Annotated in this window: 17 protein-coding genes; 4 read left to right on the plus strand and 13 right to left on the minus strand. The window is 39.9% G+C overall.

The annotated features are described in order from the left end of the window. Window position 1: 1 nt before the first annotated feature. The 9 genes from traN to CBG49_RS10540 form a co-directional block, all read right to left on the minus strand. Window positions 2-913 (minus strand): conjugative transposon protein TraN, encoded by a 912-nt coding sequence (traN, locus tag CBG49_RS10500; RefSeq protein ID WP_088594432.1) that lies wholly within the window; start codon window positions 911-913, stop codon window positions 2-4. A 99-nt stretch (window positions 914-1,012) separates the two neighbouring features. Then, entirely contained in the window at window positions 1,013-2,419 is a 1,407-nt protein-coding gene (traM, locus tag CBG49_RS10505) for a conjugative transposon protein TraM (protein ID WP_088594433.1), read from the minus strand. Further along, window positions 2,382-2,687 carry a hypothetical protein gene (locus CBG49_RS10510; protein WP_016479324.1) on the minus strand — a complete coding sequence of 102 codons (306 nt, stop codon included), beginning with the start codon at window positions 2,685-2,687 and terminating at the stop codon, window positions 2,382-2,384. Before CBG49_RS10510 ends, traM begins: the two co-directional genes overlap by 38 nt. Continuing rightward, window positions 2,684-3,307 (minus strand): conjugative transposon protein TraK, encoded by a 624-nt coding sequence (gene traK / locus CBG49_RS10515; RefSeq protein WP_016479325.1) that lies wholly within the window; start codon window positions 3,305-3,307, stop codon window positions 2,684-2,686. The genes CBG49_RS10510 and traK overlap by 4 nt, the downstream gene beginning before the upstream one ends. Before the next feature lie 28 nt (window positions 3,308-3,335). Beyond that, complete coding sequence (gene traJ / locus CBG49_RS10520) at window positions 3,336-4,322, minus strand: conjugative transposon protein TraJ (RefSeq protein WP_009389084.1); 987 nt, start codon at window positions 4,320-4,322, stop codon at window positions 3,336-3,338. An 11-nt stretch (window positions 4,323-4,333) separates the two neighbouring features. Next, a complete protein-coding gene (locus CBG49_RS10525; RefSeq protein ID WP_009389083.1) occupies window positions 4,334-4,963 on the minus strand; it encodes a DUF4141 domain-containing protein in 630 nt (209 codons plus the stop codon). Window positions 4,964-5,003: 40 nt separating this feature from the next. Continuing rightward, a complete protein-coding gene (locus CBG49_RS10530; RefSeq protein WP_016479327.1) occupies window positions 5,004-7,493 on the minus strand; it encodes a TraG family conjugative transposon ATPase in 2,490 nt (829 codons plus the stop codon). Next, window positions 7,483-7,833: a DUF4133 domain-containing protein gene (locus tag CBG49_RS10535; RefSeq protein ID WP_009750754.1), complete on the minus strand. Its 351-nt coding sequence runs from the start codon at window positions 7,831-7,833 to the stop codon at window positions 7,483-7,485. Before CBG49_RS10535 ends, CBG49_RS10530 begins: the two co-directional genes overlap by 11 nt. Window positions 7,834-7,837: 4 nt before the next feature. After that, window positions 7,838-8,104: a DUF4134 domain-containing protein gene (locus CBG49_RS10540; protein WP_074698907.1), complete on the minus strand. Its 267-nt coding sequence runs from the start codon at window positions 8,102-8,104 to the stop codon at window positions 7,838-7,840. A 240-nt stretch (window positions 8,105-8,344) separates the two neighbouring features. On the opposite strand from CBG49_RS10540, the gene CBG49_RS10545 reads away from it, so the two are divergent. The 3 genes from CBG49_RS10545 to CBG49_RS10555 are packed head-to-tail and all read left to right on the plus strand — an operon-like array spanning window position 8,345 to window position 10,309. Beyond that, window positions 8,345-9,016: a hypothetical protein gene (locus CBG49_RS10545; protein ID WP_016479328.1), complete on the plus strand. Its 672-nt coding sequence runs from the start codon at window positions 8,345-8,347 to the stop codon at window positions 9,014-9,016. A gap of 20 nt (window positions 9,017-9,036) precedes the next feature. Then, the gene (locus CBG49_RS10550) at window positions 9,037-9,711 is read left to right on the plus strand and encodes a DNA-processing protein DprA (RefSeq protein WP_088594434.1); all 675 of its coding nucleotides are present in this window, start codon (window positions 9,037-9,039) and stop codon (window positions 9,709-9,711) included. Beyond that, complete coding sequence (locus tag CBG49_RS10555) at window positions 9,701-10,309, plus strand: hypothetical protein (RefSeq protein WP_016479330.1); 609 nt, start codon at window positions 9,701-9,703, stop codon at window positions 10,307-10,309. Before CBG49_RS10550 ends, CBG49_RS10555 begins: the two co-directional genes overlap by 11 nt. 11 nt (window positions 10,310-10,320) lie before the next feature. Here CBG49_RS10555 and CBG49_RS10560 read toward each other — a convergent pair whose 3' ends face one another. The 4 genes from CBG49_RS10560 to CBG49_RS15870 all read right to left on the minus strand — a co-directional run bounded on the left by CBG49_RS10560 (window position 10,321) and on the right by CBG49_RS15870 (window position 12,592). Then, window positions 10,321-10,872: a hypothetical protein gene (locus tag CBG49_RS10560; RefSeq protein ID WP_016479331.1), complete on the minus strand. Its 552-nt coding sequence runs from the start codon at window positions 10,870-10,872 to the stop codon at window positions 10,321-10,323. A 2-nt stretch (window positions 10,873-10,874) separates the two neighbouring features. Next, window positions 10,875-11,258 carry a DUF3408 domain-containing protein gene (locus CBG49_RS10565; RefSeq protein WP_016479332.1) on the minus strand — a complete coding sequence of 128 codons (384 nt, stop codon included), beginning with the start codon at window positions 11,256-11,258 and terminating at the stop codon, window positions 10,875-10,877. 11 nt (window positions 11,259-11,269) lie between these two features. After that, on the minus strand, window positions 11,270-12,028 hold the full coding sequence (locus tag CBG49_RS10570; protein ID WP_016479333.1) for a ParA family protein: 759 nt from the start codon (window positions 12,026-12,028) through the stop codon (window positions 11,270-11,272). 390 nt (window positions 12,029-12,418) lie between these two features. Next, complete coding sequence (locus CBG49_RS15870) at window positions 12,419-12,592, minus strand: hypothetical protein (RefSeq protein WP_167372072.1); 174 nt, start codon at window positions 12,590-12,592, stop codon at window positions 12,419-12,421. Window positions 12,593-12,601: 9 nt separating this feature from the next. On the opposite strand from CBG49_RS15870, the gene mobA reads away from it, so the two are divergent. Then, window positions 12,602-13,027, plus strand: coding sequence for a conjugal transfer protein MobA (mobA, locus tag CBG49_RS10575; protein WP_016479334.1), 426 nt, complete (start codon window positions 12,602-12,604; stop codon window positions 13,025-13,027). The last annotated feature ends 19 nt before the right edge of the window (window positions 13,028-13,046 follow it).

Consider the following 13,046-nt stretch of genomic DNA (forward strand, 5'->3'; position numbering starts at 1 on the left):
TTTAGAATTTAAGGTTAAACTGTTCAATAGGGCGAGCGGCTATAATCTCCTCGTTGGTGATGAGGAACGATTGGTAACGAGAGCCGTTCTTTTCAAAGATTTCTACCCGCAAAACCTTGTCATCAGAGAGGGTGAGTTGGTCTAACATATACACCGAGCGGGCTTCTTTATGCGCCTTTAGTAGCGATATAGGTTGGTATACGCGCAAGGGCTCAACGGGCACTTCCTGTACAATGCTCTTTTTGGTGGTCTTCTTATCAATGATTTTAAAAATGATAAAATCTACTTCAAAAGGCAGGTTAGAGCGATTGGACAATTGCACATCTATATAGAGCTTGCTATTGTGTACATAGATACCTTTTAGTAGCCATTGTATACCTGCATTCTCCGAACCTATATGCTTGATGTAATTCTTCTTCTGATGGTAGATAGATGACATAATAATTTGCGCTACTGCAGGTGATTCCCAGCCTGTATCGGAGAAGAGAATATCCGACTTCACATTATTGCCTTGGGGCATTCCTCTACCAAAATCAATGGTAAGAGGCTGTGGCGTGGTGTGATAACTTACTTCAAAGCTATAAAAGCCTCCGTCTTGAGTGATAACCGATAGGTTGGTGCTATCGGTAAAGTCTGTTTTAGCTGCCTTTACCCTTAGTACATTCTCGGCATCTTTGACCTTGTCAGCTACTAAGTTTTCACTGCCTAAATCCACATAGCGGATAGAAGCAGGAAAGATAAGATGGGTTGTTTGGTCATAAGCCACCTGCAAAGGGTAAGGTACTACTTTTCCTGATTGTGCTAAAAGTTCCTTTTTCTCAGTACTGAGGGCTGTGTTTTCCTTTGCCTCATTCTGAGCTTGCACAGTAACGGTAAGCATTGTTACCGATAATAATAAGTGTAATTTACGCATAAATAAATAATGTTAAGTGTGTTTAATAGATTGAAAAATAAATAATTGTGTTGTTTTGTGCTTGTGCTTTGTTGTGTGTTTATAGGTTTGTCTGAAAGGCTATTTTTTAGAGATGAGCAGGAGCTGATAACCTGCTTTAACCCTTATGGAAGGCTGTGCAATCTTTTTAGAAAGATAGGACGTACCTCCTTGCACGACCCCTTTGCTCAGCTCAGAGACAATTTGGTCTTTGGCGGAAGAGCTAAAGGTAAAGCTACTCCCTGAACTTTTGCTCATTCCTGCTGCTATCTCTCTAAAGGCATTGGCATCGGAAGAAGCAGGCAGGTATAACCCTTGTTGCCCATCGATGTCGTAGGCAGCTATAGAGACAGGAATTACCTTGCCCTTGTACTCTAAGGATTTTACGGTGAGTAACAATCTATCACCACTCACTTTAGCAGAGGCTGTAAGCAGTTCTCCTTTGGGAATGAGTATGCCTGCTACTCGTATAGGTTCTAAGAGTCTTAGCTGCACCCTTGAGTTTTCTCCTAATAGCTGTTCGATATGCGTACAAGCACGAATGCTATTCTTTAGGATACTACCTTGTGGCTTAAAGCTCTCGCCATTGAAAAAAGCGGTCTGTTGCTCCTTTACCCATTCTTGCAGAGCCTCCTTCTCGGACTGCTTGCGGGGCAAACGACTGACTACCTTTTCCTCTGGGGTATAGACAGGAGCGATGTTTTTACTCTGTTCTGCATTGTCAGCTTCGCTACTATTGTTCCCCTCGCCCTCTTGTAAGCCTGCACCCCCCATCATTGAAGGGTTTTGTTGTCCTTTAGGCAAATATCTTGAAGCCATTTCATAAGACTTTTCCATCAATGCCATTTGGGCATCTATAGAGGTTGGATCTTGCTTGTTGGAGAGTTGAGACTTAAGAGAGGCTATCTCTTCTTTGAGTCGTTGTTGCTCCTCGTAAGCACTATTGTCTTGGTAGAAACTGCCTAAAGTCTGGTGAATATCGCGATAAGACTGAGCGGAACGCTCAAAGGCATTAGGGGTAGCCTTGCGATAACGTGGAGTGGGTTCTTCTTCCTCCTCGATAGCTTCGGGATACTCCTCGCCTTCGTCTTCCTGCCAATAGTCCGACAGCGCATTGAGAGAGGCTTTTTTATCAGCTTCTTTTTCTTCTAAGAGGGCTTCTTCATAGGCTTTTTCCTTATCAGAAGGCAAGAGGGTTTCGGTAGCTTGTGGTATTGCCTCATTGATGCCTACTTGTGTTTGCTCTTGCTCACTTCCGCCACCAAAAAGCAGATACATACAAGCGAGGAAGATTATCCCCATTAGGGCATAGATGATGATTTTCTTGAGTTGTTGTTTTTTAGCAAGGGCTTTTTCCTCATTGCGCTCTTGGAGGGCTTTTTCCTCTTCTTCACTGACTAAGAAACTCGGTGTAGAAGAAGGAGCGTTAGCCTTATCTGAGGCAGGGGTATTACCGTTTTGCTCTGGAAGGGGTGTGTTCTTTTCCATTATTAAGTTGTTTAAAAATTAACGAATCCTTTTTTGGGGTATTCCCCTCAGTAGGTACAATAGTCTTGTTGTCAATATGCTGTATGGCAGGGGCTTCGCCTTGGTGGTACTCTTGGTAAGCGTGCCATAGTATAAAAAGAGTAAGTAGCGAGTAGACTGCAAAGGCTAAGAGTACCAAGCGTTTTCTTTGTGAGGGTGAAAGTCCCTGGCAATAGCTTTGAGTTTGCTTTTTTAGAGAATGTATCTCTCTTTGGATTTTGGCTATCATCTCTCTACGGTTCTAAGGTCTTTGTTTTCTATTACATTGAACTGTTCGATGATAAATCCCTGAGGGTTGTTATCAGAACGCACGGAGTTAATCAACCTGCAGGAGGTAATAAGACTCCTTTCGGTGATGTTGCTGGCGCGGGTGATGAACTGCTTGGCAAAGGTTTCCACCTGATAAGGATAGTTATTAAAGTTACAGCGCACGCTGTCGATGACTACCCGTTGGAGGATATTGCCAGAGATGATGCGGTTGTAATAGCCTTTTTCAGCCAAATCTTTATAGTAGTTAAAGGCAGATTTATCAGCCATAAAAAAGGCACGTTTGGTATTGTCTTCAATTGCTTTTTTATCTGGGGCTAAGTTGAAGAAGAGTTCGTGAAACCTGCGCACGTGTTCTTTAGCCTCGACAGGGCGATTGATTTTCTCATCTTGAGAGAGTGCCAGCATTAGTGATTTACCGTTGTCTAACACATAGATTTTCTCGCGCTGTTTCTCGGCAAAGTAATAGGCATAGCCTACAGCGAAGATACTCACGCCTGAGCAGAGCACAGCAAAGGCTATGGCATACATACGGATTTGCTTGAATCCGTTTTCGATGTTTCTAAAGATTTTAAATTCCATTAATTTTAGTATTCAATTAGACTTGTTTTTACTTCATTAACCTACCTGTAATATTACCTGAAAGAGAGCCAGCTCCTGCACCTGCTATATTACCTGCATTAGAGGTAGCTTGGTTTACATTTCTACCATAATTACCCATACCTCCTGCTTGTATGATCCAACCTGCCACAGTAGGAATGGTAAAATAGCCTATGATACCAATGACCATAAAGATAATGTAGGCTGTGTTGGTAGTATCAGGAATGAAACTTGGGTCAGAGAGTTGCTCAATGTCTCTTTGTAATATAAGGGATTGGATACGTGCTAAAATAGCACTGAACAAATCGGATACAGGAAGCCATAGATAGACACTTACATAACGAGTAACCCATTGTAGTAAGGTAGATTGAAATCCATCCCATACCGAAATGGCAAAGGCTATAGGTCCTAAAATAGACATCACCACAAGAAAGAAAGTCCGTATGGTATCAATCACTAAAGCGGCTGCTTGAAAGAGCATTTCGAGTAGCTCACGAAACCACGATCGGATGCTTTGCTTGAGGTCATACATCCCTCTTTCAATATACATTCCTGCCATTACAGCCATATCTTCGGGCATCCAGCCCAATTCATCAATCTTTTTGTCAAACTCTTCATCCGAGACGAGATAGGCAGTTTCGGGGTTGCGCAATTGTGCCTCTCGCTCTAATCGGTCTTTTTGCTCTTGTAGTTTGTGCAAATCGAGTGTTTGTCCTTCTAAGATGCTATGGGTACCTGTTACCACAGGGCTTAACACTGTATTCATTGTTCCTAACACCAGAGTAGGGAAAAATATTACACACAGCCCTATGGCAAAGGGACGGAGCAAGGGATATACATCCACAGGTTCGGCACGGGCTAAGGCTTGCCATATACGCATTGCCACATAGAACAGTGCCCCTAAGCCTGCCAAGCCTTTGGCTATGGCAGACATCTGAGCTGTTAGGGGCATCATCTCATCGTATAAAGTACGGAGTATTTGGTGTAGATTTTCCATTTATCAGTTTTTTACCAGTATTTGAGTTCCGTTCCATAGAGTGAGAGTACCTTTTGCGCATCGTTTTGCTTCTTAGCTCGTAGGTAGCTTACCGATATGTTCTTCTGGGTGTAGTAACGTACTAAGTTATAGTACTCTTTCACTTCCTTATGCACCTTGTCGATAATATCCATACGCTCTTTGTCGTTCATAGAGAGTGAGGAGCTATTGACGATTTGTTGCAGGTCTTTGAGTAGCTTAGAACTTTCGCCCAAGAGCTTGGAGTAGCCATTGGCAATAGCTGACAACTCTTGAGAGGAGAAGTTAGGGTCTTGGCTCATCTTCTTGAAGTTGGTTACATACATCTTGGAGATGTCACCCACCAGTAGCACCGTTTCCTGTACTTTGCGGGCATCTTTTACCAAGTTATTTACCTTTTTCAGAGCATCGTAATACTCCTTGCCTTGGTTATAGAGCTTTTCCACCTCTCGGAAGTTGTTGAGCATATTCTTAGCCGTTGAGGAGGTCTGCACTATCTGTTGGGTAGTGTTGATAATGCTCTGAGCAAAATTAGTCGGGTCAGTTACTACCCATTGTGCGCTTAGTTTGGGGCTTGCCAGCATAGCTATAGCAAAAAGCCCCGTTAATAACATTTTCTTCATTGACTTTAATTATTATGATTTACGTATGATTATTAGTTTATTACAGTCCATTAGCCATTTGTACGATGGCTTTTTCTAAATTGCCGTCTAACTTCTCGGAGAGTTCCATCACTTGGTGTTTTTCACTCTCTTCGGTGGTGTAGGCAAAGTATTCTTCTCGGCTTACCTCTGTAGCATACACCGCAGAGTGTGTACCTCCTAAGCCTATCCACACTTCTTTGTATTTGCGACGAGAGTCGTTGGAGAGATTGATAGATAGGATTTGCGACTTCTCTTTCTCGGTAAGCCCTAACATCGCTTGGATAGCATCGAACTTGTTCATATACTTGCGCTGGTCGAGCAATATCTTGCAATCGGAGTTGTTGATGATAGATTCCTTCACGATAGGTGAATGAATAATATCATCTACCTCTTGGGTTACAATCACTGCCTCTCCAAAGAACTTACGCACGGTTTTGAATAGGTACTTGATGTACTCTGCCATTCCTTCTTTGGCAATCGCTTTCCACGCTTCTTCGATGAGAATCATCTTGCGGATCCCCTTCAGACGCCTCATCTTATTGATAAACACCTCCATAATGATGATAGTAACCACAGGAAAGAGTATGGGGTGGTCTTTAATCGCATCAATTTCAAAGACGATAAAGCGTTTGGAAAGCAGGTCTAATTCCTTATCGGAATTGAGCAGATAGTCGTATTCACCTCCTTTGTAATAAGGCTCTAACACATTGAGGAAGTTAGCCAAGTCAAAGTCCTTTTCTCTTACCTGCTTCTCTTGTAGTATGGCTCGGTAGTCATTCTTGATATACTCATAAAAGCCATTGAAAGAGGGCGTGTGCGAGGGATTGTCTTTTACCAATTGCAGGTAAAGGTTCACCGCATTGGAAAGGGCTACCTCTTCCGCACGTGTAGGAGGCTCATTGTCTCGCTTCCAAAGGGTGAGTATCAGTGTTTTGATACTCTCTCGCTTTTCGATGTCAAACACTCCATCATCAGTATAAAAAGGGTTAAAAGCAATGGGATTGTCTTCGGTATAAGTAAAGTAAATCCCATCTTTGCCTTTGGTCTTGTGGTGAATAAGCTCACAGACCCCTTGGTAGGAGTTCCCTGTATCTACTAAAACGATATGCGTACCTTGTTCGTAATATTGGCGCACTAAGTGGTTCGTGAAGAAGGATTTGCCACTACCCGAAGGTCCTAAGACGAACTTATTACGGTTGGTGATAATCCCTTTCTTCATAGGTTCATCAGAGATATCCAAATGGATAGGCTTGCCTGTGAGCCTGTCGGCCATCTTAATGCCAAAAGGACTGGAAGAACTTTGATAGTTGGTCTCCTGAGTGAAAAAGCACAAAGCGGGCTCTATAAAAGTATAGAAAGTCTCTTCACTGGGGAAGTCAGCTGCATTGCCAGCTATACCTGCCCAATAGAGAGTTGCCGTATCAATGGTGTTATGGCGAGGCTTGCACTCCATTGAGGCTAAAGCACTACCCACATCGTTTTTAATGCTCCTAAGCTCTTGTGGTTTGTCCGACCACGCCATCACATTAAAGTGCGCTCTGATAGAGGAAAGTCCGTAAGAGTGTGCCTCATTGAGGTATTGCTCTATCCATTCTTTGTTGATTTGGTTGCTACGGCTGTACCTTGAAAGCGAGTGCATATTGCGTGCTGACTTCTCAAACTGTCTGAGGTTCTCATCAGAATTGTCCAAGAACAGATATTGGTTGTAAATATGGTTACAACTCAGTAGCAAGCCCACAGGGGCTGCAAACGACAAACGGCAATCGCTCTTATCGGTAGAGAGTCGCTCGTAACGGCTATCGGCTTGTACCTTAGAAGGCAAGTCTTCTGTATCTGATAAGGTATGCACACAGAGTCTTTGGTTACCAATGCGCATTTGCTCGGCAGAGAGGCATATATCTTGCAGGCTCTCTTTCTCATCGGTGGAAAGGCTGAGATACTGCTCAAAGAGTCCCTTTTTGTGGGGAGTGCCTATATAGTCCTCTGTTTTGAGCTGGCGGAGCTTTATCAGGTTAGAGTCGTTTAAAATACGCTCTAACTGCGCTACCGCTTCCAAAAATTGAGTGGCGTGTACTCGGTTAGTGAGCTCCTTAGGCAAGAAGTTTCCTTTGCAAAGGGAGGAAAAGTTGCTTTGGGCTCTCATTCGGTTTTTAGTGGTTTGGGTGATAAATAGGTAGCATCTGTGATTTAAGAACGGACGTTCGTTAAAATGCTTTTCGTACGAATGAGAGAGAAAACTCAGGTTCTCTCCTTGCAGTTCAGGTTCGTATTGTTCCTTGATAAACCAGTCCTGTTTGTGGATAACGGTATACTGTGGCAATACTTTGATAGCCTTATGCCAAAGTGAGTGGAGTATCTCATAGTCCTCACCCGAAATGGTAAAGAGCTCTGGGAGCTGCACCTCGAAGCCGACGCTGATGTCGGCTTCTTTGGTGAGCAAGCAGTCTTGTTCTATAGCAAGAATAGGGAATTTACTCTCTAAGGTGTTGATTTTAGAACTATTTCTCATTGAGGGTTGTTTTAGGTTTAGGGTAACGAATAAATTGGCGTGGTGATCTTTGGTGACGTAGGTATTTGGGGTGGCGTTTGCGAGCTGCTTGTTTCATCAGGCCGTGTTCACCGTATTTCTGGTTTAGTGAAAAAGTCTGCCAAACCACAAGGCTGACCATACTAACGCCTACCCCCAAGCATACAAAAGAATTGACTCCTACCGTGTAGAGGATCATCACCAAGATAAGCACCGAGAGCAGTCCCCCTGCAAAGATGAAGAGGTACTGCGCTTTGAGTCCTTTGAACTCTACACTTCTGCCGATGCCTTTGTTGATAGAATAGCTGTTTTTTGTCTCCATAAGTTTATAAGAAGAACGAACGCAAGATAGTAGCCGCTACAATTAGGAAGATACAAGCCCCAAACCAACTGGCAGCCGTTTTGCTGGTATCGGGGTCACCGCTACTAAACTTGTTATATACCTTCACCCCACCGATGAGTCCCACCACAGCCCCTATGGCATAGATGAGTTTGGTAGCAGGGTCAAAATACGAGGTAACCATACGGGTAGCTTCGTTGATACCTCCTACACCATTGCCCTGAGCAATGGAAAATTGTGTAACTCCTATCATCGTCAGCAGAAGGAGCCGTTTTAGAATTGATTTTCGCTTCATTGATAATCTGTTATTTTAAAATTTGGTGCAAAAGTAAAGGAAGATAAAGAGCTGGGGGCAAGTGTGGTAGTAGGTGGCTGAAAATGGCGGGGAATGGCTTGTTGTTTATGATACTTAAAACATTTTGGTAAAGAAATTACAATTTGTTTGTTGTTTAAGTTTTTTTTCGTAGTTTTGCAACGAGAATAAAATTAAATTATGGGATACCATCTTATAAATTTGATAGATGGGAAGTTAGAGCATTGCTTTAAAGAAACTTATGAAGAGTTGGTTTACGAGGATGCAATAACAGAAAATACTATTATTTATCAGGGAGAGGAAAAATGGAGACCTTTTAAAATTTCTGAAAGTGAGATATATAAAGCTCTTGCAAACGAAGATTTTAGAATAGGTATAAGGGCTCAACATCTTTTCAAAAAACAAGCTGACAAAGAAGGTTTTATACTTGAGGATTTAAATCAAAATCAAGAAAGTTTTAAAATATATACTAACAATGTTGATAAGCCTATAAAACGAGGAGACTATTTAGTTAGAAATTTTGGTAATATAGAAATTGATGTAAAATGTAAAACCTTTTATAAATTCGATAGGACTCCAAGAGAAACTTTCTTTTATTTTGAATGTGATAATTTATCAAAGCATTTAAATATGCAATCTTTTACCAAAACTCCTATTCTAATAGCCATATATGAAAGAAATCAAAAAGATAAAGTTCAAATAAAAGAAGATATAATACATTTTATTTCGATAGATGAGATAGAAAGGTTAAAAAGAATTCTTCAAAAATCTATTCATTCTCAATATATGATACCTACAAAATATTTACATCAAGGATTTAACTATATAAAAGAAATTTTTGAGAAAATTTAAGTTTTTTTTAAATTTATAATATGAATATTGTTGAACGTTACATTGATAATTTAACAGAAATAGAAAGAAAATATAGCCCTAGACAATTGTTTTATGAGGGGAATTTTTCTCTTTTGGAAAAAGGAAGGAGAGTTTCTGTTGTTGGTTCAAGAAATGTATCAGAAAATGGTATTAAAAGAACAAGTAAAATTGTAGAAATTCTATTAGAAAATGATATTATAGTAGTAAGTGGATTAGCATTGGGAGTGGATACAGTAGCTCATCAAAAAACCATAGAAAAAGGAGGAAATACAATCGCAGTTATAGGAACTTCTTTGAACCAATATTACCCAAAAGAAAATGAACTCCTTCAAAATAAAATAGCTACAGAGCACCTTTTAATATCTCAATTCCCTGAAAATTATCCTACTTCACTTAAGAATTTTCCAATTAGAAATAGAACAATGGCATTAATAAGTGATGCTACTATTATTATTGAAGCCAGTGAAAAAAGTGGAACAAAACATCAAGGATGGGAAGCCTTAAGATTAGGACGTAGTGTTTTTATTTTAGAAAATGTTATAAAAAATCCAAATATTACTTGGGCAAAAGAGATGTTGAAATATGGAGCAGAAGTATTAACAAGAGAAAATGTTAATTTTCTAATAGAAAATATTCCGTTTTTAACTACAAGAGAAGTCAATTATGCATTTTAAATATTTTACTTTTTTAATATATTCTCCTAGAGGTCAATCAGAAAAAGCCTCCCAATCACGAATCTTAGCAGGAAAATGTAAAAATGGTGATATTTTATTTGCAAAATCATTAGCAGATGAAATTATAAAGGAAGGAAAACAATCTTTTTTTAAGGATACTGTTTTAATTCCTGTTCCTCGAAGTGCTCCTCTTACAAAAGGAGCTGTTTTCCCAACAAAAGTATTGGCTGATATATTTGTAGTGAAAGGATTAGGTAATGGAGTTCACGAATGTATTCAAAGAATAAAATCTATTCCTAAATCAAGTAGTCAATATTCAGCAGAGACAAGAAATTCAGTACAGACTCATTTAGATAGTTTAGCTGTGAATAATATTATAATTCCAGAGACAAGTATAATTATTATTGATGATATTTTAACACTTGGACGAACTTCTATGGCTTGTGCTTTAAAGTTAAGTGAAATTTATTCTGAAAAGGAAATAAAAATATTCTGTCCTTTTAGAACAAGAAGCTTTGAAGATAATAATATCTTAAAGGATATACGCTTTGGAGAAATGAAGTTGTCAAATAGTGGAAAAGTTGTTCTTCCTGACTAATTATTCTCCCCTCACACAAACTTCCTAATATCAAACTCCGTTTTACTCTCTACAGATTTAGGCAACACCTTCTCCAAGAGCGCACTTACTTTAAGAGTCGCTTGGGGCAAGGCTTTTTCTATGGCTTCCAATAAACTCGTGCCCTCTACTTTTTGTAGTAGCTCTATGTTCTCGGTGGTAACCTCTTCTTTGTCCTCAGAGAGGAAAGTAGCTACCATTTCCAAGTCCTCAAACGAAAGCCCTGTGGCAAAATCATTGTCCTCTGCCTCTGTGCGATAACTGCACAAATCCTCTTCCTCATCTTCAAGGTTTACGAGAGGTTCCTCATTCCATTCTGTCAGAATATCCTGTTGCTCCTTTTCTGTTAAGGGAATAGCTGTAGAGACTACCTTTGCAGGAGGCACAAACCTACTTTCCCCCATTACCGAAGTTGAAAGAGCTGGTTTGGGTATAGGAGTAGCTTTAGGTTGGGCAGCTCTCTTTTTAGAAAGTGTTACAGGCATTTTGTCCGATAGCAACAACAAAATCACCACGATAAGTAGTAAAATGATAATCTTTTCCATTGTTAAAATATAGGTTTGTATTTCTGTTCGAAACTCTGTGTAATTTCCTCTTGGTACTGCTCGAAATGCGCTTTAAGTACATTGTCTAAATAGTTATATAGACTGATCTTGTCTTCTCCTATCACCTGTACAATACGGGCTATCCGCTGGTGAAACTCAGGGCGTATATACACCGATTTTCCTTCCCTTGCTGAAGTCTCTCCCTGCTCAAAAAAATAACTTTCATACTCATAGAGTTCTGCCTTTTTCTTTTTGGTAGGAGCTGGTTTCTGGGGTGCTTTCTCTGTCTCTATTGGAGCTGTAGCAATGGCAGGAGCAGGCGTGGGTTGCTTGCCTGCCATTAGCTCCATTAGTTCGTTTTCGTCTATAGGTTTTATTGTCTTCATATCTTTAGGTTTTACTGAATAATCTGTACCAACTCATTAATAAAGTCGTCCAAATGACAAGCACTCATCAACTTCTCATCAGCAGGCATTAAGGTAGAACGGAATACCAATCGTTGGTTTTCTGTGCCATCTTTTCGGAAACGCTTACTATCAGAGATGTAGGCTTGCATTAGGTTCAAACCTAAATCAGCGATCACTTGCTCGTAAATCTTGTACAAAGGCGATTTTTCTCTCCCATCTACCTGATTCCAAAACAAATGCACGCTTTTAATAGTACTTTCGGTATTCTTAGCGATGATATTGGAAAGTACCTCAGTAAAACTCAAAGTACTTTCAATCACCATTCTATCGGCAGTGATAGGTGAGAAAATGTGATGCATTTGAGCTAACAGGGTCAATATCCCTGCGGTGTTTACTGTCCCTGGCATATCAAAGAGGATAACCTCTATAGGGAAAGGTGTCTCTGCAATGAGCTGTTGTGCCTTTTCAAGGGCTTCATTGGGCTTACATTGTATTATGGGGTATGCCTTTTTGTTAAGCTCACTAAACTGTCTATGAGCAGCTTTCTTAAAATGCTCGTTGTTCATCACTGTTTTGAGATCTTGTTCTCGCATTCGGTGTAGGCTGTATTGTGGATAATCACAATCCATCACCGCTACATTGTAGCCCATTCGGTAATGTAGCAAGCTGGCTACTAAGGTGGTAAAAGTGCTTTTTCCTACCCCTCCTTTCTGGGTAGAAAAGCTAATGAATTTTGTCGTTGATGTCATATATATATGTTTAAATATGTTTGTAATTCAGTGAGTATATAAGTGCATAGCTATTCAAATACAACTATCTGTAATTAGCCAATTATCTAACTACCTCTATAAGTAAGTATTTACTCACATAAGTAATTGGCTAATTATCTAATTACTTGCGTATGTACATACTTCTATAGCTTTATAGCTTTGTAGCTACATAGCTACCTAATTGCATTTTTACTTCTGTACATACTTGCTTTGGTATGCAGGTGCAAAGGAACATACAAATATACATATACCCTTATGTAGGGTTGTAAATGGCTTTGTAAGGAAGTGATTGGCTTTGTGTTATATACAAATCCTTTGCTAAGAAATTACTTGTTTTGCACCCTGAAATCACTTTACCCGCTCGTAGTGTTAATTTCTATCTTTATGGCTAATTAAAATTCGACCGTTAGGGAGAATTTTCTGTTCACCCGAACAGAGCAAGTTGTGTTTTGAGGTACGCATTAGGCGTGTAGGCACCTCAAAACCACTTGCCCTTGCAGGGAGCTTAAAACGCACTCCGAAGTCGTGGTTTTTTACTAACACTGAATTTATATGACCTTACAGAAAACAACTCACAAACACTCGACAGGTAGGAATAAAAAGATAAATCCTGCTTCTTTTAGATATGTTTTTCGATTGAATGAAGAAGAAAACAATCAGTTTCTCTCGCTTTTCGAGCAATCAGGAATGAAAGTCAAAGCGCATTTTATCACCTCTTTGCTTTTTAACCGAGAGATAAAAGTGGTGAAAATTGATAAATCTGCTTTAGATTATTACACCAAACTCACTGAACTCTATGCACAATTTCGTTCGGTAGGGGTGAATTACAATCAGATTGTAAAGATACTCTACCGCAATTTTTCGGAGAAGAAAGCGGCTGCTTACCTCTATAAATTGGAGAAAGAAACTACCCAATTGATTGCTATCTGCAAACAAATATTAGAGCTTTCTCAGCAAATAGAACAAAAACTAAGGTAGTTTTTAAGACGCAAAACAG

Source organism: Capnocytophaga endodontalis (genome assembly GCF_002209445.1).
Lineage (GTDB): Bacteria > Bacteroidota > Bacteroidia > Flavobacteriales > Flavobacteriaceae > Capnocytophaga > Capnocytophaga periodontitidis.

What these genes read in the sequence shown, in the direction of transcription:
- CBG49_RS10525 (WP_009389083.1), bottom strand. Translation starts at nt 4,963, where the DNA reads ATGAAGAAAATGTTATTAACGGGGCTTTTTGCTATAGCTATGCTGGCA.
- CBG49_RS10555 (WP_016479330.1), top strand. Translation starts at nt 9,701, where the DNA reads ATGCATTTTAAATATTTTACTTTTTTAATATATTCTCCTAGAGGTCAA.
- traM (WP_088594433.1), bottom strand. Translation starts at nt 2,419, where the DNA reads ATGGAAAAGAACACACCCCTTCCAGAGCAAAACGGTAATACCCCTGCC.
- CBG49_RS10530 (WP_016479327.1), bottom strand. Translation starts at nt 7,493, where the DNA reads ATGAGAAATAGTTCTAAAATCAACACCTTAGAGAGTAAATTCCCTATT.
- traN (WP_088594432.1), bottom strand. Translation starts at nt 913, where the DNA reads ATGCGTAAATTACACTTATTATTATCGGTAACAATGCTTACCGTTACT.
- mobA (WP_016479334.1), top strand. Translation starts at nt 12,602, where the DNA reads ATGACCTTACAGAAAACAACTCACAAACACTCGACAGGTAGGAATAAA.
- CBG49_RS10540 (WP_074698907.1), bottom strand. Translation starts at nt 8,104, where the DNA reads ATGATAGGAGTTACACAATTTTCCATTGCTCAGGGCAATGGTGTAGGA.
- CBG49_RS10545 (WP_016479328.1), top strand. Translation starts at nt 8,345, where the DNA reads ATGGGATACCATCTTATAAATTTGATAGATGGGAAGTTAGAGCATTGC.
- traJ (WP_009389084.1), bottom strand. Translation starts at nt 4,322, where the DNA reads ATGGAAAATCTACACCAAATACTCCGTACTTTATACGATGAGATGATG.
- CBG49_RS10550 (WP_088594434.1), top strand. Translation starts at nt 9,037, where the DNA reads ATGAATATTGTTGAACGTTACATTGATAATTTAACAGAAATAGAAAGA.
- CBG49_RS10560 (WP_016479331.1), bottom strand. Translation starts at nt 10,872, where the DNA reads ATGGAAAAGATTATCATTTTACTACTTATCGTGGTGATTTTGTTGTTG.
- CBG49_RS10510 (WP_016479324.1), bottom strand. Translation starts at nt 2,687, where the DNA reads ATGATAGCCAAAATCCAAAGAGAGATACATTCTCTAAAAAAGCAAACT.
- CBG49_RS10565 (WP_016479332.1), bottom strand. Translation starts at nt 11,258, where the DNA reads ATGAAGACAATAAAACCTATAGACGAAAACGAACTAATGGAGCTAATG.
- traK (WP_016479325.1), bottom strand. Translation starts at nt 3,307, where the DNA reads ATGGAATTTAAAATCTTTAGAAACATCGAAAACGGATTCAAGCAAATC.
- CBG49_RS10535 (WP_009750754.1), bottom strand. Translation starts at nt 7,833, where the DNA reads ATGGAGACAAAAAACAGCTATTCTATCAACAAAGGCATCGGCAGAAGT.
- CBG49_RS10570 (WP_016479333.1), bottom strand. Translation starts at nt 12,028, where the DNA reads ATGACATCAACGACAAAATTCATTAGCTTTTCTACCCAGAAAGGAGGG.